The following is a 21,560-nucleotide window of genomic DNA, read 5'->3' on the forward strand; positions in this document are numbered from 1 at the left end:
TGACGCTCGCCGCCCAAAATGGCCGAACCCGGACCACGTCCTTCCCGAATACCCGGCCGGGTGTCGCTGCCCCGCCGCCTCCGTTCCCGCGCCCGTCCTGGCGCAACGCGGGAACCGGCCCGGGCGTCAGCGCGGCCGCATCTCCCAGCGCGCCGCCTGACCGTCGCGGGAGACGGTGGACAGCAGGCCGTCCGCGGTGAACTCCATCGCCACGGGTGGCCCGTCGATCCAGTGGAACTCGACGGGGTCCACGGCGGGATCGCTGAGGCGGCGCAGGTACACGTGCGGCTCCTCGTCCCGCCACACGGCGTAGGCGAGCAGGTCGCGGTCGCCGTCGGCGGCCATGGTGGTGACGCGCGGTCCCTCGCCGAGCAGGGTCACCGGCGCGTCGTCGCCGGGGGTCCACGCCACGACAGGGCCGAACCCGGTGCCCGCCACGTCGGTGGCGGCCTCGGCGACCGACTCCTCGCCGCCCCGCGCCACGACAGGGCCGGAGGTGAACTCGATCTGCCGGACCGGCCGGGCGGGGTCCAGCACGAAGGCGCCCTCCTCGTCCCCCGTCGCGGCGTCCCAGACGCGCACCACGCCCTCTGCGTCGCCGGTGGCGATCCGGCCGCCGTCCGGGCTGTAGTCGGCGGCGGTGACCGGAGCCCGGCCGTGCCGGAGGGAGTGGCTCTCCTCGCCGGTGCCGGAGTCCAGGACGATGACGGATCCGCGCGCCATGCCGGCGACGGCGTCCGCGGACTCCGGCGCGAAGGCCAGCGCCGTCACGCCGTTCTCGGCCGCCATCTCGTCGTCGCCCGCGAGCAGGAACGAGCTGCCGCCGCTGTCGACGTCGTCGTCCATGAAGATGACCTCCCCGTGCGCCCCGGGCATTCCGAAGCCGACCGTCCCGTTGTACGGCGAGACGGCGAGCGAGCTCGGCATCGCGGGGAACCGGAGCGCCTGGTTCCGGACGTTGATCCCCCGGGGCACCCGCACCGCCCCGGGGTACTCGGGGAGCTGGAGGGCGCGGATCTCGCCCCCGAACTCCACGTCGAGTCCGTCGGCCGCCCACTCCCCGGCCCACGCGACGGTGGTCCCGTCCTCGCCGAGGGCGGCGAAGCCGAGATCGGGCGGGTCGCTGATGAGGGGCCGGTCGATGCGGGTCGGGTCCGGCAGCGGCTCCGCCGCGGTCGCGGTGTCCTCCGCCGCGAGCAGCCGCGCCGCCAGCAGTACCGCGAGAGCCGCGGCGGTGACGCCCGCTCCGGCGGCGGCCAGCCGCGGCCACCTCCAGGCGCGGCGCCGAGCCCGGACGGTGACGTCGACGAGCGTCCGCTCGTGCTCGTCGATCTGCTCCACGACGGGCGCCGGGAGCCAGCCGTCGGCCTCACCGACCGGGGGCAGCGTCCGGAGGATCTGCCGCGGCGTCGGCCGCCGGCCGGGCCGCTTGTCCAGGCAGGCGGCGACGAGATCGCGGAACCGGTCGGGGACGCCGGTCAGGTCGGGGTCCTCGTGCACGACGCGGTAGACGAGGGTCGCGGCGGCCCCCGTGCCGAACGGCGGCCGGCCGGTCGCGGCGAAGAGCAGGACGCCGCCCAGCGAGAAGACGTCCCCGGCCGGTCCGGTCCCGGCGGCCTGCACCTGCTCGGGTGAGGCGTAGCCGAGCGTGCCGAATGCCTCCCCGGTGCGGGTGAGGGCGACTCCGTCGGCCGCCGCGGCGATGCCGAAGTCGATGACCCGCGGCCCCTGGGCGCTGAGCAGGATGTTGCCCGGTTTGAGGTCCCGGTGCACCAGTCCGGCGCGGTGGATCGCGTCCAGCGCCTCGGCGAGCGCGGCCGCCAACGGAGCGAGGGCCGACTCGGTGAGCGGGCCGGCCCGCCGGACCGCGGCCGACAGCGTGGGGCCGGCCAGGTACTCGGTGGCCAGCCACGGCACCTCGGCCTCGGGGTCCGCGTCGAGAACCGCGGCGGTGAAGGCGCCGCTGACGCGCTGGGCGATGTCGGCCTCGCGGGCGAACCGCTGCCGGAACCGCGGGTCGGCCGCGATGTCGCGGTGCACGACCTTGAGGGCGACGTCGCGCCCGCCCGGGGAGCGGGCCAGGTAGACGCGCCCCATGCCACCGGCACCGAGACGGGCGACGAGCCGGTAGCGGCCGACGGCCGCCGGGTCCTCCGAGGTGAGCGGCTGCATGCTCACCGCACCTCCCAGACCCGTACGGCGTCGTTCTCGACGTCGTGCACGGCCAGGTACGCCCCGTCGGGGCTGACGGCGAAGCGGTCGAAGGACGTTTCGGTCTCCCCCGTGACCGCCGGGCCGTCGATGGCGCCGATTCCGGCGCGGGCCGAGACGTCGTACAGCCGCAGCACGCCGTCCACGCCGCGCAGGAACAGGATGCGGCCGTCGGGGTGGAACCCGATGAGGTGCGGGCCGCCCCCGACATCGAGGTCGTGGATCCGCTCGCCGCTCTCCCGGTCCCACAGGGTGACCTGGCCGTCGCCGTCGCCGGTGCTGGTCGCCACCAGGGTGCCGCCGGGCTGCACGGCGACGCTGGCCACGGCCGTCTCGTGCTCCAGCACGGTCGCCTCGGCGGGCGGCCCCTCGGCGCTCAGTACGTCGTCGACCGGCCAGACCAGCACGCTGGTACCGTCGTCGGGGCCGACCAGCACGTCGCCGTCCGGGCTGAAGTGGCCTGACGTGATGGGGAGCGCGCCGGTGACGGGCCGGCCCTCCTGGTCCATCAGGCGCGGGCCGCCACGGTTGCTGTCGATGAGCGCCACGCCGCGGTCCGGGTGGAAGTCCGACAGCGCGAACAGTGAGGACTCCAGGCGGGCGCGGCCGCTCTCGGGCGCGCCGCCGGCGATGTCCCCCGCGTCGTAGTAGACGATCCGCGAGTCGTTCGGCCCGAGGCTGGGCCGCTTCCACACGACGCCGAGCAGCCCGTCGGGCGTGAACCCCATCCCGTCGAACGCTTGGGTTCCCGGGTCCGGGGCCAGCTGGTAGGTGGCCCGCCCCGTGGCCGGGTCGACGACGCGCACGGCGGAGCGCCCGTCGCTCGGCCCGACGGTCGACTCCGCCACGAGGAGGACGTCGCCGTCCGGGGCGAAGCGCAGGTCGTCGACGTAGGCGACCCTCCCCTGTACGCCTTCGTTGATCAGCGGCAGCGTCCCGGTCTCGGTGAACGTCGGCATGGGCAGCGCCTCCCCCGGCTCGTCCGTGGGCGCGGGAGGCACCGTCGGCGCGGTGGCCTCGGCGTCCGGCGGGGTGTCGTCGCGGGCGAGCACCGCGATGCCGCCCGCCGCGAGGAGAGCGACCGCGGCGAGTCCGGCGCCGGCCATCGTCCACATCCCTCGGCGCCGGCCCGGCCGCGCGGCGGCGGGCGGTGTGTTCCGGCCGAGGTCGGCGATCTGCCGCTCGTGGTCGGCGATGAGCGCGCCGATCCCCGCTCCGGCGGGATGGGCCGGGGCGGGCTCCGGGTCCGGATCGGCCGGCGCCAGGGCGTGCACGGCGTCGAGGAGGGAGTCGAGGTCCGGGCGTTGCGCGGGTGCCTTGTGCAGGCACGGGCGGATGAGCGCCTGGTACCGCTCGGGAACACCGCTCAGGTCGGGTTCGCCTCGCGCGACGCGGTACAGCACCGAGGCCGCCGACCCCGCGCCGAAGGGTCCGGGCGGTCCCGCCGCGGCGAAGGCCAGTACGGCGCCGAGCGCGAAGACGTCGGTCCGGTCCGTGACCTCCGTTCCCAGCGCCTGCTCGGGTGCCATGAACCCGGGCGTGCCCAGGCCCTCGCCCGTGCGGGTCAGAACGGTCCCTTCCAGTGCCCGGGCGATACCGAAGTCGATGATGCGCGGGCCGTCCGCCGACAGGATGATGTTGCCCGGCTTGAGGTCGCGATGCAGCAGTCCCGCGCGGTGCACCGAGGCGAGCGCCTCGACCAGGCCGGCCGCCGTGCGGCGGAACACCGGGTCGGGCAACGGCCCCGTCCGCCGCACCGCCTCCGCCAGGGTGGGGCCGGTGACGTAGGAGGTGGCCAGCCACGGCCGTGGCCCGTCGGTGTCGGCGTCGACCACCGGCGCCGTGAACGCTCCGCTGACCCTGCGCGCGAGCGCCGCCTCGCGCGCGAACCGCGCCCGGAACTCCGCCTGGTCGGCGATGTCGTCCCGGACGACCTTGACCGCCACGAGCATGCCGCCGCGTGACCGGCCGAGATACACCCGGCCCATCCCGCCCTCGCCGAGCGCGCCCAGCAGCCGGTACGGGCCGATCGTCGACGGGTCGGAGGGGGAAAGCGGGCGCATGACACCTCGGGAGGATCCAGAAGAAAGGGAGGTGACGCATGATATCGATCCGACCGTGGTGGCGGTTCGGACGGCGCGGCGGCGGTGCGCGGTCACCGGCCAGGAGCCGCGGCACCCTCCGTGTGCGGTGAGCGGGTACCCCTCCGGCCCCTCGAAGGCGAACGCGGGCCGAAGGAGCCGTCCTTCATCGGGGCGAAGATCCTGATTCCGGCGGCGGTGCGCCGGTCGTGGTGCTCGTGCCGGTCGGAGGCCCCGGAACCAGAGCGCCACACCGAGGCCGGGGCGTGCGGCGCCGGCGAGACCGCGGCCCGGCGCAGCCGCAGGTGCCGCTGACGGAAGTCCGCCGCGGCGTCCACGTCGCGGACCTGCGGGGCGATCTCGCCCGCACGCTTCTTCGCCACCCGCCGGTCCGGCGACGTCGTCCTGGGGGCCGGCAGGAAGCGGAACCGATCACCCGTGCCGGCACCGCCGACCACGGCCGCGCCCGGCCCGCCCACCTGACCGAGGAGGGCCGCAGGCGCCTGGCCGAAGTATCGGGCGGCCGTCCGCGCCATCGAACCGCGCATGGTCAGGGCGGCCCGCCGCAGCACATGGCGGCGTTCCTCGCCGACCTCGACGGCATAGCGACGGCCCCGGAGGAATGACCCACGGCTCAAAGGGGCGCACATGTCACGGTCGCGGGCGAGAACCCGGTCCGGCAACCGATTGCCGCCGGGCCGAGCCGCCTGTTATCGTGCCTCGGACGCGTCCGGTCGCCCGCGGCCCCGGAGGGACAGTGGTGGCATGAACCGCGACAGAGTGGTCTGTAACCCCGTTGATCTGGCCTACCGCTACCAGGACGTGCGCTTCAGCGGCGTCGTGAACGGGGTCTCGCTCACCGAACCGCGCCGCAGTGTGCACCGCGAAGGTGCGGACCCCTCGATCGTCCGGTTCCGCGGCAGGTTCTTCCTGTTCGCGTCGATGTCGCGCGGGTTCTGGCACTCGGCCGATCTGGTCGAATGGGAGTACCGCGCCAGTTCCACGCTCCCCGCGTTCGACTACGCGCCCGACGCCCGGGTGATCGACGGGGCGCTCCACGTCTGCGCCTCGCGCAAGGACGCGCCCTGCCCCTTCTTCCGCAGCGACGACCCTCTCACCGAGGACTTCGCCGAGATCGCGCCCGGGCCGTTCCCGTTCTGGGACCCCAACCTCTTCCAGGACACCGACGGCTCGACGTACCTCTACTGGGGGTGCGACAACAAGACGCCGATACGCGGAGTGCGCGTCGACACCAACGGCTTCACGCCCATCGGCGACCCGGTCAAGCTCGTCTTCTCCGACGTCGCCGCGCACGGCTGGGAACAGGTCGGCGAGAACCACCGCAGAGAGCCGCCGCGCACCGAGCACGAGCGGAAGGTCGCGCAATTCCTGGGCGACGATCCGTTCATCGAGGGCGCGTGGATGACCCGCCACCGCGGCAGGTACTACCTCCAGTACGCCGCCCCCGCCACCGAGTCGAACACCTACGCCGACGGCTACTACACCGCCTCCGCGCCGCTGGGGCCGTTCACGTACTCGCCGTACAGCCCCTTCTCGTCCAAACCGGGCGGCTTCATCACCGGGGCCGGACACGGCAGCACCTTCCAGGACGCGCACGGCAACTGGTGGCACGCCGCGACCATGCGCGTCTCCGTCAACGACGTCTTCGAGCGGCGGATCGGCCTCTTCCCCGCCGGATTCGACGAGGACGGCGTGCTCTTCTGCAACCAGAACTTCGCGGACTACCCGTTCGCCGTGCCGGACGGCCGGTTCGATCCGTGGACCGGGCCCGCCTGGATGCTGCTGTCCTACCGAGCGCGAGCGACCGCCTCCTCCACGGAGCCCGGACACGACGCCGCGCTCGCCGCCGACGAGAACGTTCGCACCTGGTGGGCCGCCGCCGTGCGCGACCCGGGACAGTGGCTCGCACTCGACCTCGGCGCGGCCATGGACGTCCACGCGATCCAGATCAACCTCGCCGACCACCGGCTCGCCGAGGTCGCGCCGCGGTGCCCGGACGGTGTCGACGCCGGGCACTCCTGGCGCGGGATCTTCGTCGGCCACCAGGCGGCCGAACTCCTCGTCGAGGTGTCGCCGGACGGCTCGGCCTGGACGGCCGTGACCGACACCCGCGGCACCGGCGTCGACGGCCCGCACCGGCTCGTCGTGCTGGACGAGCCCTGCCGGGTACGGCATGTCAGGGTGACCGCGGGCCGCCTGCCCTTCGACGGCCCCTTCGCGCTCAGCGGCGTGCGCGTCTTCGGAACCGGCGACGGCGAGCCGCCGGCGCCGGTCACGCCGCACGCCGCACGCGTCGACGGCCGCACGGTGCGCCTGACCTGGCCCGGCTCCCCCGGGGCACACGGGTACAACGTCCGCTACGGACCGCACCCCGGCAAGCTCTACGCGAGCTGGCTCCTGTACGAGCGGACCGGCCTGGAGCTGCGCGCCCTGAACGCGGGCGTGGACTACTGGGTCGCGGTGGACGCCTTCAACGAGAACGGCATCGCACCGGGTCCGGTGATCGCCGTGCCGTCGGCGCCGGACCACGATGTTCCGGCGGCCGACGCGGCGGGCGGCGACCAAGCGCCCTGAGGTCCCGCCCGGCGTCCGCCCCCCACCCGTCCGCCGGCGGCCGGACTCAGGCGGTGATCACCGCGGCGGTCCGCAGCAGCTCCGGAAGCGTGCCGGTGAACTCCGGGAACAGCCGTACCGCGACCGCCCACGCCTCCGGGTCCGCGCCGAGGTGCGCGCGGGCCGAGCGGCGTATCTCGGCGCCGAATCGCGCGCGGACACGGGGCCGGTCGTCGTTGCCGGTGGCGAGGTCGTTGAGGTACCCGAGGATCCGGCGCGGCTCCGGGCACCGTTCCAGCACGTCCGTCGGCGTGAGCAGCCCCCGGTCCAGGACCTCCGTGAGCCACCGGAGGCCGTGCTGGTGGCGGTAGCCGCGGGAGACGGGCGGTGGCGTGCGGAGCAGGTCCAGCAGCAGCGACCGCGGGCAGTCGCGCTCCTTGGCGAGCTCCAGCAGCAGCGAGGGCGGGAACGGTTTCGCGGCGTGGGCCCGTTCCAGTTCCGGCCAGGGCAGCGCCCCGCCCTCGGAGAGGATCTTCTTCAGGCGCTCTGCGGTGTGCGCGCGCTCGTCGAGCAGGCCGGACACCACGCGTTCGGGGTCCTCCTCGGCGGCGAGGTGGCGGCGCAGCGTCGCGACGGGATCCGGGTCGTCCAGTGCCGCGGCGATCAGCCGCCGGGTGGTGGCGGGGAAGCGTGGATGCTCGGCGACCTCGCGGACGGCCTGGGCACCGTTGCGCTCCCCCAAGGCGACGAGCAGCCGGAGCCGGCCGGCGAGCGTGTGCAGCCTGATCCGGTCGAGGAGCACGCGGGTCACCCCGATGTCACCGGAGCCGATGCCGGCCGTCAGCCAGTGCCGGTAGTGGCCGAGATTGGTGTCGCGCAGTTCGCGGAGCAGCGGCTCGGCGACCGGCTCCCGCCCGCCGTCGCGGCGGTCACCGGCGAGCATCCGGACGCGTTCGGCCTGCGGGATGGCGCAGTGCGCGAAGAGCCGGGCGTTGACGTGCGGGTCATCGAGGTCGAGCAGCCACTCACGATCACGCCGCGGCAGGAAGTCGGCGGACGCGAAGGACTCCAGCGCCGGGGTGCCGTGCGCCGCGACCACGGCGTCCCGGACGCGATCGGACGGCCTGCCGTAGACGAGCAGGTGCTGGACGGCGCGCGCGTCCAGGTGCGGGACCACGGCGAGTCGCGCCTCCTCCGAGGCGCACATCAGCAGGTCGAGGAAGACCGCGCGGGACTTCTCCGGCGGAGTGGCGGGGAAGACCGCCTCCAGCGGGCGGGGCCAGCGGGTGCTTCGCCGTTTCGCCGTGCCGGCGTCGGCGACCAGCGCGGTGAACGGGCCGTCGAAGCGCGGCAGCCGCGCGTACAGGGTGATCCAGGACGCGGGGTCCGTGCCCAGCGGCTCGAGGGCCTCCGCCACGGCCGCCCGGGTCGGCGCATGGTCGTAGGGCAGCGCCGCCAGGATCCGGTGAGCGGGCGCCACCTCGCCGAGCAGGCGCGCGGGCGACCACCAGCCCCCGGTGATCCCGCGCCGGACGGGTTCGGTGAACGCGAACCGCTCCGCGCGGGCCTCCTCGCCGGAGAGCACCTGCACCGGCAGCCGGGCCGCATGCTTGACGGCAGCCGAGGGCGCGCTGTGGAAGCCGGTCAGTGCGAAGTCCTCCGGGCAGTCCGGCCACCGGCTGAGCGCCACGCACTGCATGCCCTCGAACGGCCGCCGCTCGTGTTCCCGCCGGACGAGCCCCCAGTCCAGCGGGACGCACGGCGCTCCGAGCCGCTGCGGGTTGCGCCGGACCCGGAGCAGCGCGCCGACCGCGGCCGGGTCGATCCATTCTCCCTCCGGGCGCCGCACCCGGAGGAAGGCGCCCGGATCGGGTGCGGAGGCCGCCGCGCGCAGCAGGTCCGCCAGGCCGGCGTGCTCCGCCTCCGCCACCTCCCCGGCGAGCCGGCCGACCGCCTCGGCGCCGGCCCGGTCGGCGACTACCGCGCACGCGTCCAGCAGCGCCGGCAGGGGGAGGTCGGACGCGAGCACCCGGACGCCGTGCGCGACGACTTCGGGGAACGGCCCGGCGAGGGCGGGGTACAGCACGTCGTTGTCCGGGGACCGCAGCAGCATTGGAACCAGACCCTGCTCCGTGTACCAACCGGGATCACCGGGGTCGGCGGCGGCCAGCACGGCGGAGCGCAGGCCGGGGATCACCTCGGCCCAGCGGTGGCGGCCGTAAAGGACGCATCCCGCCTCGGGGTCACCGAGCGCCGCGACGTGCAGGTACAGGTCGCGGTCGAGGGCGCCGTCCGGCTGCCCGAGCACCGCCCGTACCAGGCCGGGCGCGGAGCCGGCCACCGCCTCCGCCACCCGTTCCGGCAGGCTGTACCGGTCGGCGAGGGCGGCGGCGGCCTCCTCCGGCAGCCGTTTCAGCAGATCGGTTCCGACGGCGGGGTCCGCCATCCAGAGGGCGGCGCGGAGCGGGCTCATGCCAGTGGGACGCACAGCAGGTCCTTCACTCGGGAAAGGGCGGTCTCGTGTGCACCGTGCGGCCCGGACGGCGGAGCGCCGCGTGCCGCACGCGACGAGTCGATCTTCCTTGGACGCGGCCGGCGAGATTTCCGCCCCATCGTTTCGTCGGCCGATTCCGCCGAATCGTGCGGCCACGGCGGTGACACGACGCGGTCGGCGTACGCCGCGCGCCGTCGGGTTCGTGATCGCTGGTCGGCGGCTCGACGTCCCCCCACGGCCGGCCCCCTCCAGGGCAGTCGGGTGCACAACGACTTCGCGTCCATCGGCCGCTTCGCCAGCGGTCCGGAGCCGCTGACCCATCCGCGGCGATACCCGCCGGGCCCTGCTCAATGACCACCAGCACATCCCCACCGATACCCCGGTGTACGAGAAGGCCGGGTGGACGGGCGATGCGCGGCTCACGGCCACGACCGCGAGCTACGAGTTCGGCATGAGCCGGTTCCACCGCGAGTACCTGAGCGACGTCCTGGACTCCCGGCTTCCCTCCGGAGAGCTGCCCGCCACCGTCCCCACCTCGGGCTGGGGCTACGAGGGCGCCCCCGAACGTCCACCCCATGCGTACCTGCCGGGTGGTTCTGGGGCACGATCGGGCCATCGGCTCTCCCGTCATGGGCCCCCGGCTCGCCGCCAAGGTGTACGCACGGGCGTGCCAGGCCGAGCGTGATGGGCGTCGCCCCGGCCCTGCCGGGACCGGCTAAAGTGGCTCCGGTCCGGCTTCGCCGGGTTCATTACCATGCCGTTCCCGTGCGGAGCGATGCCCGATTCGCACCGCACCGAATATGCCCGGCAGCCGCGCGCTCGCTCGTTCGTCTTCGCCCCCTGCCCCCGCGCCCCCGGAAGAGTCCCGTGCACAGCACTCCAGATGAGTTCGCCGCCGCCGGTCTCGCACCCCGCACTGACAAGGACCCCACCCACATCGGTGGCTACCGTGTCGTCGGGCGATTGGGATCGGGTGGGATGGGGGCCGTCTACGCGGCCGTCGACAACGGCGGCGCGCCCCTGGCGCTGAAGGTGGTGCACCGCGAGTACGCCACCGACCCCGAGTTCCGCGCGCGCTTCGCCCGCGAGGTGAACCTGATGCGCCGGGTGACCGGCACATGTGTGCCGGCGTTCCTCGACGCCGACACCGAGGACGCTCGCCCGTGGCTGGGCATCGAGTACGTGCCGGGTCTGACGCTGAACAAGCACATCGGCCGGAACGGCCCGCTGACCGGCGACATGCTGCTGGGGCTGGCCGCGGGGATCGCCGAGGCGCTGCAGGTGGTGCACTCCGCCGGGATCGTGCACCGCGATCTCAAGCCGGGCAACGTCATCCTCGCTCCGACGGGGCCCAAGGTGCTGGACTTCGGGATCGCCCGCGCGATCGAGGAGTCCGCTATCACCCGCACCGGCGGCCTGCTCGGCACCCCGGGGTGGCTCGCTCCGGAGCAGTACCGGGGTGCCGCCCCCGCCCCGCAGTCGGACATGTTCGCCTGGGGCGGACTGGTGGCCTACGCGGCCACGGGCCGGCGCCCCTTCGGCTCGGGTACCCCGGACGAGCTCGCATTCCGCACCATGGAGCACGAACCCGACCTGGCGGGGGTCCCCGAGCATCTGCTTCCACTGGTCGCCGCGGCACTGGCGAAGGACCCGGGCCGGCGTCCGACCGCCGCCCAGGCACTGGACGCGGTCACCGCGATGTGGACGGGAAGCCCACAGGTCACCAACGAGGAGGCGACCAGAGTACTCCCCGGCCTGCTCAATGAACGCTGGACCGAGGTCGGCGCCGCCGGGGACGGCAGCACCGTGTGGAACAGCCTCGCCCCGCCCAAACGCTCCCGGTGGCGCGCCCGCAAGGTGCTGGTGCCGGTGGCGGCGGGGCTCGCGCTGGTGCTGATCGGGGGCATGGGCGCCCTCTCCTGGCAGCGCGCCATGAGCACTCCGGACGGCGAGAACGGGGCACAGGAGCAGGGCGGCGAGAACGGTGGGGAGCAGGGGGGCGACGGCGGCTCCGGCGGCGACGAGCTTGCCGACGTGGACCAGGGTGGCGCCAACCTACGCGCCGGCGACTCCGAGGACGACTTCACCGTCGGCGCGGTGCAGGTGCGGAACATCTCCCCGGACACCATCGAGGTCGCCACCCGGCAGGCGCACAGCGACGGCGATTCGACCGTCGGGGCGGCGGAACCGCAGCTGCACATCACTTTCTCCTCCGCTGAACGCGAGGGCGACGACGTCGTCTTCACCGGCAGCGCCGAGTACTTCCGCGACACGGGCAGCTACACGCTGCACACACAGGACTTTCAGGCGATGGAATTCCGGCTGCAACAGGAGGACGTGGCGAACCTCTACAACCGGGACTGGGACAGGTTCTACCGGTCCACCGACTCCGAAGTCCTGACCACGCTCGACGCCGACCGGCCCACCGACGAGTTCACCTTCACCATCCACGATGTCCCCCCGGAGAACGCGAACCCGGCCGCCGACCCGGTCACGGCGTACGAGATGCGCTATCTCCGCTATGAGCCTCCCGCGGAGCTATGGGGGCACACCCTCACGGAGCAGGAACGCGGGTGGTACGGGGTGTGCTACCAGGAGGGACCCGAGTGGCATGACCAACAGCCGATCGGGGAAGCCGAGGGCGGCGGGATGCCATGCGGGTGACCCGGCCCTGGGGCGGTCCAAGGGTGACCGGGTGGCCGCGGCCGAACCGGACCGCGAGGCCGCGCGTCGAACCACACGAACAGCCCCGCTCCCCCGCTGATACGGAACCAGGTCGATGACTGACGGAACCCCCACGTACTTCGCCCCCCTACTGGACGACGACCCCGAACGCATCGGCCCCTACCCGGTGGTGGGCCGGATCGGGGCCGGCGGGATGGGCAGCGTGTTCGCCGCCCGGGACGACCGGCGCGACGGGTACGTCGCGGTGAAGGTGGTCCGCGACGAACTCGCCACGGACCCCGAGTTCCGGGCTAGGTTCGCCCGCGAAGTGGACCTGGTGCAACGGGTGCACAGCCCCTGCGTACCGGCGTTCCGCGGCGCCGACACCGAGAGCACCACCGCCTGGCTGGCCACCGAGTACGTTCCCGGGCCCACGCTGCGCGAGTACGTCCGCGCGAACGGCGCGCTGAGCGGCGGGAAGCTCCTGGCGCTGGCCGCCGGCCTCGTGGAGGCGCTGCACGCCATCCACGGCCAGGGCATCGTGCACCGGGACCTCAAGCCGGGCAACGTCATCCTGGGGCCGTCGGGCCCCAAGGTGCTGGACTTCGGGATCGCCCGCGCGATCGGGGAGACCGCGCTCACGCGCACCGGCGGAGTCGTCGGCACGGCCGGCTGGATGAGCCCGGAGCAGTACGGCGGCGGCCAGGTCACCGAGCAGTCCGACATCTTCTCCTGGGGAGCGCTGGTGGCCTTCGCCGCCACCGGCCGAGAGCCGTTCGGGGCCGGCGCGCCGAACGCGCTGGCCTACCGGGTGCTGAAGTCCGACCCCGACCTGGAGGGAACGCCGGGCGAACTCCGGCCACTGCTGGAGGCGGCGCTGGCGAAGGACCCGGCCGCCCGGCCAACGGCGGGGCAGGCGCTCCGTGCCGTCGAACGGTTGTGGAGAAGCACCCGCGCCGTGGATGCCGCTCCCGGCCAGGATCCGGCCACCGCGGTCACCACGCTGCTCAACGCGGAATGGACCGGGATGGCGGCGGCGCCCCCGAAGCCGCCCCGGAAGCGGCGCCGCCGCCCCCTGCTGGTCGCCGGTGCGGTCCTAGGTGCCCTGACGCTCCTAGGCGGCGGAGCCCTCGCCGCTCCCCTGGCGATGGACACGCTGTCCGAACAGGAGAGTGGAAACGACGGCGGAGCCGACGGCGGCGGCCCGGACAACGGGAACGCCGGTGGCCAGGTGGGTGAGGACGGCGACGGCGGGGGCGGCCAGGATGCGGGCGGGACGGCCGGCCCGCCCGATGCCGCCGTCGACCAGGTCTCCGGCGGCGGCAACGATGACGGCGCGACGGCTCAAGTCGGCGCGGCGCAGGGGAACGTCGGACTGTTCACAGCGTCGCTGGGCGGCGGCCTTGCCGCAACGCAGGTCTTCGTCCATAGCCCGCAACCCACGGACGACGGGATCCGGTTCACCATCAACGGGCAGTCCCAGGGAGTCCGGGGGCAGGCGCCCGGGTTCACCCAGGACGCGTTGTACGTGGTCGCCGACGGCGAGGAGCTGACGCCGGACTCGCAGTTCAGTTACACCCCCGCACCGGAGGAGCCGCAGGGGCAGGAGACCAACGAGTTCACGCTCTCGATCTCCGGAGCCCCGGAAAGCGGCCTGTTGGCTTTCCAGGGCCCGACCACTGACGGCGGGCAGCTTCCCCCGGTCGGGATCTGTTACGACGCCGCCACCGGCATCTTCACCGTCGAGTACTCGGAGTGCACCTGAACGACGGCGTGCCGAGCGAGCGGGCCCGCCATGTTCATTCCGGCCAGCCGACCGACTGCGGACGCGGCGTCGAAAATCCCGGAAAACCGGCCCTGACCCGGGCTCCAGACGCACGCGGACCGTCCCGCGCACCGAGTTCGGCGTCGGCGCAACCTACTGACCGGTCGGCCCGTGGGTCATGGTGGTTTGCATCGCGTGACTTTCACCCTCGAATGCCGCCAACGAGGTGATGAAGCGCTCGGCCGCGGCGTCGACCTCGGCGGTCGGGGTCAGCAGCCTTTGCAGCAAGAGTCCTCGCAGACATGCGGTCGCGATGATGCTCTGCCGCCTGGCGTCGGTCGGCGTAGCGCCGTCGCGAAGAGCCGCCGCTTCGAGAAGGTGCGCCAGGCCATCGATGTCGACGACGAGCTCCTGGAATGCGTCGCGTTCATAGACCGCGAGCCCGACCAGGTGGAAGAAGGCATGGGTGCGGTCTTCGTGCGCGGGGTCGGAGTAAAAGTTCCAGATGGCTCTGCACAGGGCCACGAACCCGAGTTCGCTGCCGGTCGTGGCGATGACGAGGTTATCGCGGCGGCGCGCCTCTAACAGCACAGCACGCAGCAGACCCGGCCGCGACCCGAAGTGATACGTCAGCAACGTGTGGTGCACACCGAGCCGCTCCGCTACTTGGCGCATCGACAGGTTCGGGCTGGGGCCGTTCTCGCCGAACTCATTGAACAACGCCTCCAGGAGACGCTTCTTCCCTTCCCCCACCGGCGATCTCACGTTGCCTCCGTTGACAGTTTCACCACTGTTGAGTACGTTACCGCACGTTCAATTCACCACTGTTGAGGAAAGTGGCGCGGTCGCATCATGAAGAGAGAAACCCGATGAGCGAGATATTGCACGGCTGCTTGCCGGACACGGAGTACCTGGAGGTGACCGCCCGGTCAGGGCACCGCTACGGCGTCTGGGTGACCACGCCCCCCGGTCATGCCGACTCCGCGGATCCCCTACCGCTGATCTACGTGCTGGACGGCAACTGGACGGTCGGCCTCACCGCGCCCCTCATCGTCAGTCAGGCGGACCCGTATCTGACGATCGCGCCCTACATCCAGGTCAGCATCGGGTACACCGGTGAGGAGGCTGCGGCCTGGGCACAGATTCGCAACCGCGACCTCGTGCCGCCGGGGGAACCCATCGGGGACGACATGCTGGCCACCCTCACGGCGGCTCGCGATGCGGGTGCGATGACCCAGGAGCAGGTCGACGCCTACCTCGCGGAGCTAGCGGAAGCCCACGCCGACGTCTTCCTCGACTTCCTGACCGGCGAACTCCACCCTCACCTGCGGTCGAAGCTGCGGGTCAGCGAGTCCGGGCACGGCCTCTTCGGCTACTCCTACGGAGGTCTTTTCGCCCTCTACGCATGGCTGCGCGAGACAGGACTCTTCGCGAGCGTCGGTGCGGGCAGTCCCGGTGTGGCCAGTGCGGACAGCCAGATCTTCACCCTCGTCGAAGCTCTGCCAGAACTCGGCGAGGACGCAGCCGCTCCACGGCTGCACATCACGCTGAACGAAGCCGAACTGCTAGGAGACATTCCCTTCTATCGCGGAATGGCCCGTAACGTCCTTACGACGGTGGAACGGCTGCACACCCAGGGGCGGTCGGAGCAGGTTTCGAACGCGTTGTTGCAGGAGACGCACGTCACCGGGCTACAAGCATCATTCCTCAGCTACTTGAAGACCTGCCACAGGCGCTAGGACCGTGTCAGCGTCGTTCGCGCGGGGGCGATCCCCCGGTAGCGGAAGCACAGCGCCGGCCTTCGTGACCGCGACACACCGCGTTCCCCCGCCTGTGCGCGCCACGGTCGATCTCTGCCGCATCTCGCCGTTCATGGTGGCCGTGCCCGGAGGTCGCCTCACCGCTATGGGACACCGGGTGGCGCAGGCCCGCTGTTCGTGATCCGGTGGAGGATGCGCTGGCCGCTGCGGGCATCGAGCAGCCCCCTACCGCCCGGCTTCCGGAAGATCGAGGTGCACGGTGAGACCGCCGTCGGGGTTGGGCCGCAGGGCGAGCCGGCCAGCGTGCGCGCGGGCGATGGCGGACACGATGGCGAGGCCGAGTCCGTGCCCCGAGCCGCGGGTGAGGGAGCGGCCGGCGCCGCGCGTGAACGGCTCGGTCAGCGTGTCGGCGAGCTCCTGGGGGACGTGCGGTCCGGTGTTCGTGACGGTGACCCGCGCGCCCGCGCCGCTGCGGGAGAGCCGCACCGCGGCGTGGCCGCCCCGCTGGTTGTGCCGGACGGCGTTGCGGAGCAGGTTGGAGACGGCCTGCCGGACGAGGACGGGATCGCCGAAGGCGCTGGCCGTTCCGGTGGTCGTGCGGACGTCGACGCCGGCGCCCGCCGCCTCGTCGGCGAGTTCGCGGATGACGGCGTCGACGGTCTCGGCGAGGTCCACCGGCTCCTGCGCGAGCGCGCCGTTGTCGGCGTTGGCGAGGTCGAGGAGCGCGTCGACGGTCTCGATGTTGGACTGGTTGACCTCGCGGACCCTCTCGGCGAGGGCGCGCAGTTCGGCGGCCTCGGCCCGGGGGTCAGCGAGGACGACGTCGAGCATGGTCTTGGTCGTCGCTAGCGGGGTGCGCAGCTCGTGTGAGGCGTTCGCGGCGAAACGGCGATGCGCGGCGAAGGAGCGTTCCAGCGAGGCCAGCATGCGGTCGAAGGTGTCGGAGAGGTCGTGGATCTCGTCCTTGGGGCCGTCGAGGCCGACCCTATGGTCGAGCGCCCCGGTGGCGGCGCGGGTGGCGACGGCGTTGATCGCGGCGATCGGTTCGATGATGCGGCCGGCGACGATCCAGCCGACCATGCCGCCGAGGAGGGCGAGCATGATGAGGGCGATCACGGAGGCGACGAGGAGGGTGTCGAGGAAGTCGGCCACGCTCGTGACCTGGATCCCGTCAGTCGGCCTGGCGACCCCGGACCATTCGCTCGACTCGCCTTCCAGGTCTCGCCGATCAGGCAAACCGGCGATGTGGTAGCTGGGAACGTAGCGCATGTAGAGGTAGACGATGGCAATGAGTACGGCGCCGCACCCGGTGACCAGCCCCGCGTAGCTCAGGGTCAGTCTGGTGCGGATCGTCAACCGGTGACGCAGCAGCCGGGATCGGCGTGGGTGGTCAGCGCGCGGAGCGGGCACGTCAGGCCCCGAATCGGTAACCGGCGCCCGGTACGGTCTGGATCACGCGGGGTTCGCCCAGGCGTTTACGGAGGTTGGAGATCGTCACCCGGGCGGCGTTGGTGAACGGGTCGGCGTTCGCGTCCCACGCCTTCTCCAGCAGGGTTTCGGCGCTGAGCACTCCGCCGTCGGCGTTCATGAGCACCTGGAGCACGGCGAACTCCTTCGGGCTGAGCCGGATGAAGCGGCCGTCGCGGTAGACCTCCCGGCGGAACGCGTCGAGCCGGATGCCGTGGGACTCCACGACGGGCGGCCGCGCCGGCTGGCTGCGACGCTCAAGGGCGCGCAGGCGCGCGACGAGCTCGGGGAACTCGAACGGCTTGGGCAGGTAGTCGTCGGCGCCGAGCTCGAACCCGGCCACCCGCTCGTGGAGCGCGCGGGCGGCGGTGAGCATGAGCACCCGCAGCCGGGGGTGCTCGGCGGCGATCCGGGCGCAGACGTCGTCTCCGTGAACGCCGGGGATGTCGCGGTCGAGAACGACGATGTCGTAGTCGTTTCCGCTGATCGAGTCGAGAGCCGTCACCCCGTCATGGGCGATGTCGGCGGCGATGGTCTCGCGGCGGAGACCCGCGCGGATCGCGTCGGCGAGGTACGGCTCGTCTTCGACGATCAACACGCGCATTGGTGGCCTTCCTGGTGCGGGCGAGGATCGCACCAGGGAACCACATCATGTGTTGCGAGAACTTAAGCGAATTCCTGAACACTCCGGCAACAGGGCCGGTGCTCGAATGGGCGGCGTCCGCGAGGCAATCGCGTCCCGCCCCAGAAGGAGCACGATCCATGCTGGAACACCGCACGTCGAAGCTCGCCGCCTTGGCGGCACTCCCCCTGCTCTTCGCCGTTCTGAGCGGCTGCGGCGCGTCGAACGAGGATTCCGACTCGGGCGGCGCCTCCGACGGCACGCAGTCGTTCGAGGACTACCAGGTCGCCTTCGCCGGGTGCATGCGCGAACAGGGCATCGACATGCCCGACCCCTCCGCCGACGGGAGCATGAACCTCGACGGCGGCGGCGACCCGGAGGCGTTCAGCGCGGCGGCCGAGACGTGCCAGGGGGAACTGGGCCAGCCGCCGGCCCCCGAGGGCGGCCCTGCGCCGTCTGACGAAGAGCGCCTCGCCGATGCGCTGGCGTTCGCCGAATGCCTGCGGGAGGAGGGGTACGACGTGCCCGACCCCGAGCCCGGTCCGGGGGCGCGCCCCGTGCCGGAGGGCGTGCCCACGGAGGTGCTGGAAGCCTGCTCGTCCGATGACGCCGCCGGGTCCGAAGGCTGATGGCCGCGAGCGACAACGTGCCCGCCCCGGAGGCCACGACGAACTTGGAGTTCCCGGTGACCCGGGAACGCGGGAACGGCGCGACGGGGTCGCGCCGTTCCCGGCGCCGCCTGGTGCTCGGCCTCGTCGCCGCGATCGCCGTGGCCGTCGGCGCGGGCGTACCGATCACCGCCGCCGCGGGGTTCGGTACGAGTGCAGAAGAACCCGTGACCACCTTCGACGGCGCCACGGACGAGGTGGTCCGCGGCCCCCTCGAAGGCAGTACGACCGCGTCGGGCACGCTGCGGTTCTCCGATCCGCGCACGATGCAGGCCGCGCGGGACGGTGTGATCACCGCTCTGCCCACGGCCGGCTCCGTGCTGGCCCTCGGCGACCGGATCTACGCGGTGGACGACGTACCCGTCTTCCTCCTGCGCGGGAGCACGCCCGCGTGGCGCGACTTCGAGATCGGGATGAGCGACGGCCCGGATGTGAAGCAGTTGGAGGAGAGCCTGCAAAGTCTCGGCTACTTCGACGAAGAGCCCGACGACGAGTTCACCTGGCCCACGGCCAACGCGATCGACGCGTGGCAGAAGGAGGAAGGAATGCAGCGCACCGGCCGGTTGCCCCTCGGGTCCGTCGTGTTCGCCTCCGGCGATCTGCGGATCGGGAACCTCACCGCGCGAGAGGGGGACCAGGTCGGCCCGGGCGCGGAGTTGTTCGACGCGACCGGCACCAGCCAGATCGTGGACGTGGACCTCGCACTCGCCGACCAGCAGCTCGCGGTCATTGGCAGGGAGGTCGTCGTGCGCCTGCCCGGTAACACGGAGACGACCGGCGAGATCGCCTCGGTGGGCACGCCGACCGAGAGCGAGGACGAGGGCCGGACGGTCATCCCGATCGTCGTCACGCTGGACGATCCGGACGCCGCCGCGTCGTTCCAGGAGGCGTCGGTGTCCGTCGACGTCCCGAGCGAACGGCGTGCGGACGTCCTTTCGATCCCGGTCGGCGCCCTGATCGCGCTCGACCCGGACCAGTACGGCATCGAGGTCGTCGACGCCGACGGCACCACCCGGCAGGTGCCGGTGACGACCGGACTGTTCGCCGCCGGCCGGGTGGAGATCTCCGGCGAAGGCGTGGCGGAGGGCCAGCGAGTGGTGGTGCCGCAGCGATGAATCCGATCATCTGCCTGGACGACGTGCGGCGCTGCTACGGTGAGCCGCCCGTTCTCGCCTGCGCGGGGGTCACGCTCCGGATCATGCCGGGTGAACTGGTGGCGATCGTCGGCCCCAGCGGGTCGGGGAAGTCGACCCTGCTCAACCTGATCGGCACACTCGACCGCCCCACCGCGGGCGTCGCCCGAATCGACGGACTCGACGTCAACGACCTGGATGACCGCTCCCTCTCGGCGCTGCGGGCGCACCGCATCGGGTTCGTGTTCCAGCAGTTCCACCTCGCCGAGGGAGTCTCCGCCCTCGACAACGTCGCCGACGGCCTCCTCTACGCCGGGGTACCGCGTGGTGAGCGCCGCCGGCGGGCCGAGATCGCGCTGGAACGCGTCGGCCTGGGGCACCGGCTCGACCACCGGCCGAACCAGCTGTCGGGCGGCGAGCGTCAGCGGGTGGCGGTCGCACGCGCGGTCGTCGGCGACCCGCCGCTGCTGCTCGCCGACGAGCCGACCGGCAACCTCGACTCCGTCGCGGGGGCCGCGATCGTCGACCTCCTGCACGAGCTGAACCGGCAGGGGACGACCGTGGTGGTGATCACCCACGACGGCGAGCTGGCCAAGCGGCTCCCGCGGCGGATCGCGATCCGCGACGGACGCGTGGTCAGCGACTCCGCGACAGCGGAGGCGGTCGCATGAGCACCGCCACCACCGCGGCCGCGGCGGACACCCCGCCACCCGCGCGACCGCCGGCACGGTCCCGGTTACTCGCCCGCGACGTGCTGCGGCTGGGCACGACCGGTCTGCGGGCCCGTCCGACCCGCGCCGTGCTCTCGGCGCTGGGAATCGCGATCGGCATCGCCGCGATGATCGCCGTCGTCGGGACCTCCGCCTCCAGCCAGGCGCGCCTGAACGAGGAACTCGCCCGGCTCGGCACCAACCTGCTGACCGCGACCGCGGGCACCGACCTGACGGGGGAGGAGACGAACCTGCCCCCCGACACGCTGGAACGGGTCAGCATGGTCGAGGGGGTGGAGCAGGCGAGCAGCACCGCCGTCCTGGAGGAGCCGGTGTACCGCAGCCCGCTGTCGGATCCGGACGCCACCGGCGGAATCGCCACCATGGTCGCCGACCAGGACCTCCTCGGCGTCGTGTCCGGACAGGTGCACGCCGGTTCCTGGCTGAACCCGGCGACCTCGGACTTCCCGACCGCCGTGCTCGGCAGCACGGCCGCGGAGCGGCTCGGCGTCGTGACGCCGGGAACACAGGTGTGGCTGGGAGGCGCCTACTTCACCGTCGTCGGAATCCTGGAGCCGGTGGCCCTGGCTCCCGAGCTCGACACCGCCGCGCTCATCGGCCCGGCCGTTGCAACCGAGCTGTTCGGGTTCGACGGCAGCCCCACCACGATCTACGAGCGGTCGGCCGACGACGCGGTGGAGCGGGTCCGGGCCCTGCTGGCTCCGACGGTCGCACCGCAGGCACCGAACGAGGTCGAGGTCTCGCGGCCCTCCGACGCCCTCGCCGCACAGAACGCCGCCGACCAGGCGTTCACCGGCCTGCTGCTGGGACTGGGCTCGATCGCCCTGCTCGTCGGTGGAATCGGCGTGGCCAACACCATGATCATCTCCGTCCTCGAACGGCGGCGCGAGATCGGGCTGCGCCGTTCGCTGGGGGCCACGCGGTGGCACGTCCTCGTCCAGTTCCTCGCCGAGGCGCTGCTGCTGTCCGCATTCGGCGGCGTCTTCGGAAGCGCCTTCGGGGCCGCCGCCACCGGCGTCATGGCCCTGGTCAACGGCTGGCCCTTCACGCTCCCACCGGGGGCGATCGTCGTGGCCATCTCGGCCACACTCGCGATCGGCGGGATCGCGGGACTCTACCCGGCGGTCCGCGCGGCGCGAACACCGCCGACGGCGGCCCTCAACTCATGACGGGTGACCTGGCGGTCCGGCCTTTCCCGGACTGGACGTCGCCGGTCCCGCCCACCGTGAGACGTCCCGCCGTGAAACGTCGCGAACCCCAGGTCGGAATCCCGGAAAACCGGCCCTGACCTGGGGTTCTACTCGTCTACCAGTGGTGCGCCATCAGGGACTCGAACCCCAAACCCGCTGATTAAGAGTCAGCTGCTCTGCCAATTGAGCTAATGGCGCCC

At 72.7% G+C, this 21,560-nt stretch carries 16 protein-coding genes and 1 tRNA gene; 9 read left to right on the forward strand and 8 right to left on the reverse strand.

Annotation, left to right across the window (positions count from 1 at the left end; translation table 11 throughout):
• Positions 1-126: 126 nt before the first annotated feature.
• From ACFQRF_RS19350 to ACFQRF_RS19360, 3 genes are all read right to left on the reverse strand, one after another.
• Entirely contained in the window at positions 127-2,172 is a 2,046-nt protein-coding gene (locus ACFQRF_RS19350; RefSeq protein ID WP_379872653.1) for a WD40 repeat domain-containing serine/threonine protein kinase, read from the reverse strand.
• A 2-nt stretch (positions 2,173-2,174) separates the two neighbouring features.
• Complete coding sequence (locus ACFQRF_RS19355) at positions 2,175-4,274, reverse strand: WD40 repeat domain-containing serine/threonine protein kinase (RefSeq protein WP_379872541.1); 2,100 nt, start codon at positions 4,272-4,274, stop codon at positions 2,175-2,177.
• A gap of 92 nt (positions 4,275-4,366) precedes the next feature.
• Positions 4,367-4,930, reverse strand: a complete 564-nt coding sequence (locus tag ACFQRF_RS19360) for a hypothetical protein (RefSeq protein WP_379872542.1) — start codon at positions 4,928-4,930, stop codon at positions 4,367-4,369.
• Between the two features lie 127 nt (positions 4,931-5,057).
• Here ACFQRF_RS19360 and ACFQRF_RS19365 point away from each other — a divergent pair, with 127 nt between their 5' ends.
• On the forward strand, positions 5,058-6,887 hold the full coding sequence (locus ACFQRF_RS19365) for a family 43 glycosylhydrolase (RefSeq protein WP_379872543.1): 1,830 nt from the start codon (positions 5,058-5,060) through the stop codon (positions 6,885-6,887).
• A 46-nt stretch (positions 6,888-6,933) separates the two neighbouring features.
• Here the strand turns inward: ACFQRF_RS19365 and ACFQRF_RS19370 are convergent, their stop codons facing one another.
• Complete coding sequence (locus tag ACFQRF_RS19370; RefSeq protein ID WP_379872544.1) at positions 6,934-9,354, reverse strand: hypothetical protein; 2,421 nt, start codon at positions 9,352-9,354, stop codon at positions 6,934-6,936.
• A gap of 370 nt (positions 9,355-9,724) precedes the next feature.
• Here ACFQRF_RS19370 and ACFQRF_RS19375 point away from each other — a divergent pair, with 370 nt between their 5' ends.
• The 3 genes from ACFQRF_RS19375 (at position 9,725) to ACFQRF_RS19385 (ending at position 13,789) form a co-directional block, all read left to right on the forward strand.
• Positions 9,725-10,045, forward strand: a complete 321-nt coding sequence (locus ACFQRF_RS19375) for an alpha-L-rhamnosidase-related protein (RefSeq protein WP_379872654.1) — start codon at positions 9,725-9,727, stop codon at positions 10,043-10,045.
• 182 nt (positions 10,046-10,227) lie between these two features.
• Positions 10,228-12,024: a serine/threonine-protein kinase gene (locus ACFQRF_RS19380; protein WP_379872545.1), complete on the forward strand. Its 1,797-nt coding sequence runs from the start codon at positions 10,228-10,230 to the stop codon at positions 12,022-12,024.
• 115 nt (positions 12,025-12,139) lie between these two features.
• A complete protein-coding gene (locus ACFQRF_RS19385) occupies positions 12,140-13,789 on the forward strand; it encodes a serine/threonine-protein kinase (RefSeq protein WP_379872546.1) in 1,650 nt (549 codons plus the stop codon).
• 153 nt (positions 13,790-13,942) lie between these two features.
• On the opposite strand, the gene ACFQRF_RS19390 is transcribed toward ACFQRF_RS19385, so the two are convergent.
• On the reverse strand, positions 13,943-14,554 hold the full coding sequence (locus ACFQRF_RS19390) for a TetR/AcrR family transcriptional regulator (protein ID WP_379872547.1): 612 nt from the start codon (positions 14,552-14,554) through the stop codon (positions 13,943-13,945).
• A 104-nt stretch (positions 14,555-14,658) separates the two neighbouring features.
• Between ACFQRF_RS19390 and ACFQRF_RS19395 the strand changes: the two genes are divergently transcribed.
• The gene (locus ACFQRF_RS19395; RefSeq protein ID WP_379872548.1) at positions 14,659-15,528 is read left to right on the forward strand and encodes an alpha/beta hydrolase; all 870 of its coding nucleotides are present in this window, start codon (positions 14,659-14,661) and stop codon (positions 15,526-15,528) included.
• Positions 15,529-15,774: 246 nt separating this feature from the next.
• On the opposite strand, the gene ACFQRF_RS19400 is transcribed toward ACFQRF_RS19395, so the two are convergent.
• Together ACFQRF_RS19400 and ACFQRF_RS19405 are read right to left on the reverse strand one after the other, a co-directional pair.
• A complete protein-coding gene (locus ACFQRF_RS19400) occupies positions 15,775-16,905 on the reverse strand; it encodes a sensor histidine kinase (RefSeq protein WP_379872549.1) in 1,131 nt (376 codons plus the stop codon).
• 55 nt (positions 16,906-16,960) lie between these two features.
• Positions 16,961-17,620: a response regulator transcription factor gene (locus ACFQRF_RS19405; RefSeq protein ID WP_379872550.1), complete on the reverse strand. Its 660-nt coding sequence runs from the start codon at positions 17,618-17,620 to the stop codon at positions 16,961-16,963.
• A 158-nt stretch (positions 17,621-17,778) separates the two neighbouring features.
• Between ACFQRF_RS19405 and ACFQRF_RS19410 the strand changes: the two genes are divergently transcribed.
• The 4 genes from ACFQRF_RS19410 to ACFQRF_RS19425 are packed head-to-tail and all read left to right on the forward strand — an operon-like array spanning position 17,779 to position 21,339.
• Positions 17,779-18,267, forward strand: a complete 489-nt coding sequence (locus ACFQRF_RS19410; protein ID WP_379872551.1) for a hypothetical protein — start codon at positions 17,779-17,781, stop codon at positions 18,265-18,267.
• Positions 18,267-19,421, forward strand: coding sequence for a peptidoglycan-binding protein (locus tag ACFQRF_RS19415; protein ID WP_379872552.1), 1,155 nt, complete (start codon positions 18,267-18,269; stop codon positions 19,419-19,421). The genes ACFQRF_RS19410 and ACFQRF_RS19415 overlap by 1 nt, the downstream gene beginning before the upstream one ends.
• Positions 19,418-20,110, forward strand: a complete 693-nt coding sequence (locus ACFQRF_RS19420; RefSeq protein WP_379872553.1) for an ABC transporter ATP-binding protein — start codon at positions 19,418-19,420, stop codon at positions 20,108-20,110. The genes ACFQRF_RS19415 and ACFQRF_RS19420 overlap by 4 nt, the downstream gene beginning before the upstream one ends.
• Positions 20,107-21,339: an ABC transporter permease gene (locus tag ACFQRF_RS19425; RefSeq protein ID WP_379872554.1), complete on the forward strand. Its 1,233-nt coding sequence runs from the start codon at positions 20,107-20,109 to the stop codon at positions 21,337-21,339. Before ACFQRF_RS19420 ends, ACFQRF_RS19425 begins: the two co-directional genes overlap by 4 nt.
• Before the next feature lie 143 nt (positions 21,340-21,482).
• On the opposite strand, the gene ACFQRF_RS19430 is transcribed toward ACFQRF_RS19425, so the two are convergent.
• Positions 21,483-21,558: transfer RNA gene (locus tag ACFQRF_RS19430), tRNA-Lys, on the reverse strand.
• Positions 21,559-21,560: the final 2 nt, after the last annotated feature.

It is taken from the genome of Marinactinospora rubrisoli (genome assembly GCF_042664915.1).
Taxonomy (GTDB): Bacteria; Actinomycetota; Actinomycetes; order Streptosporangiales; family Streptosporangiaceae; genus Marinitenerispora; species Marinitenerispora rubrisoli.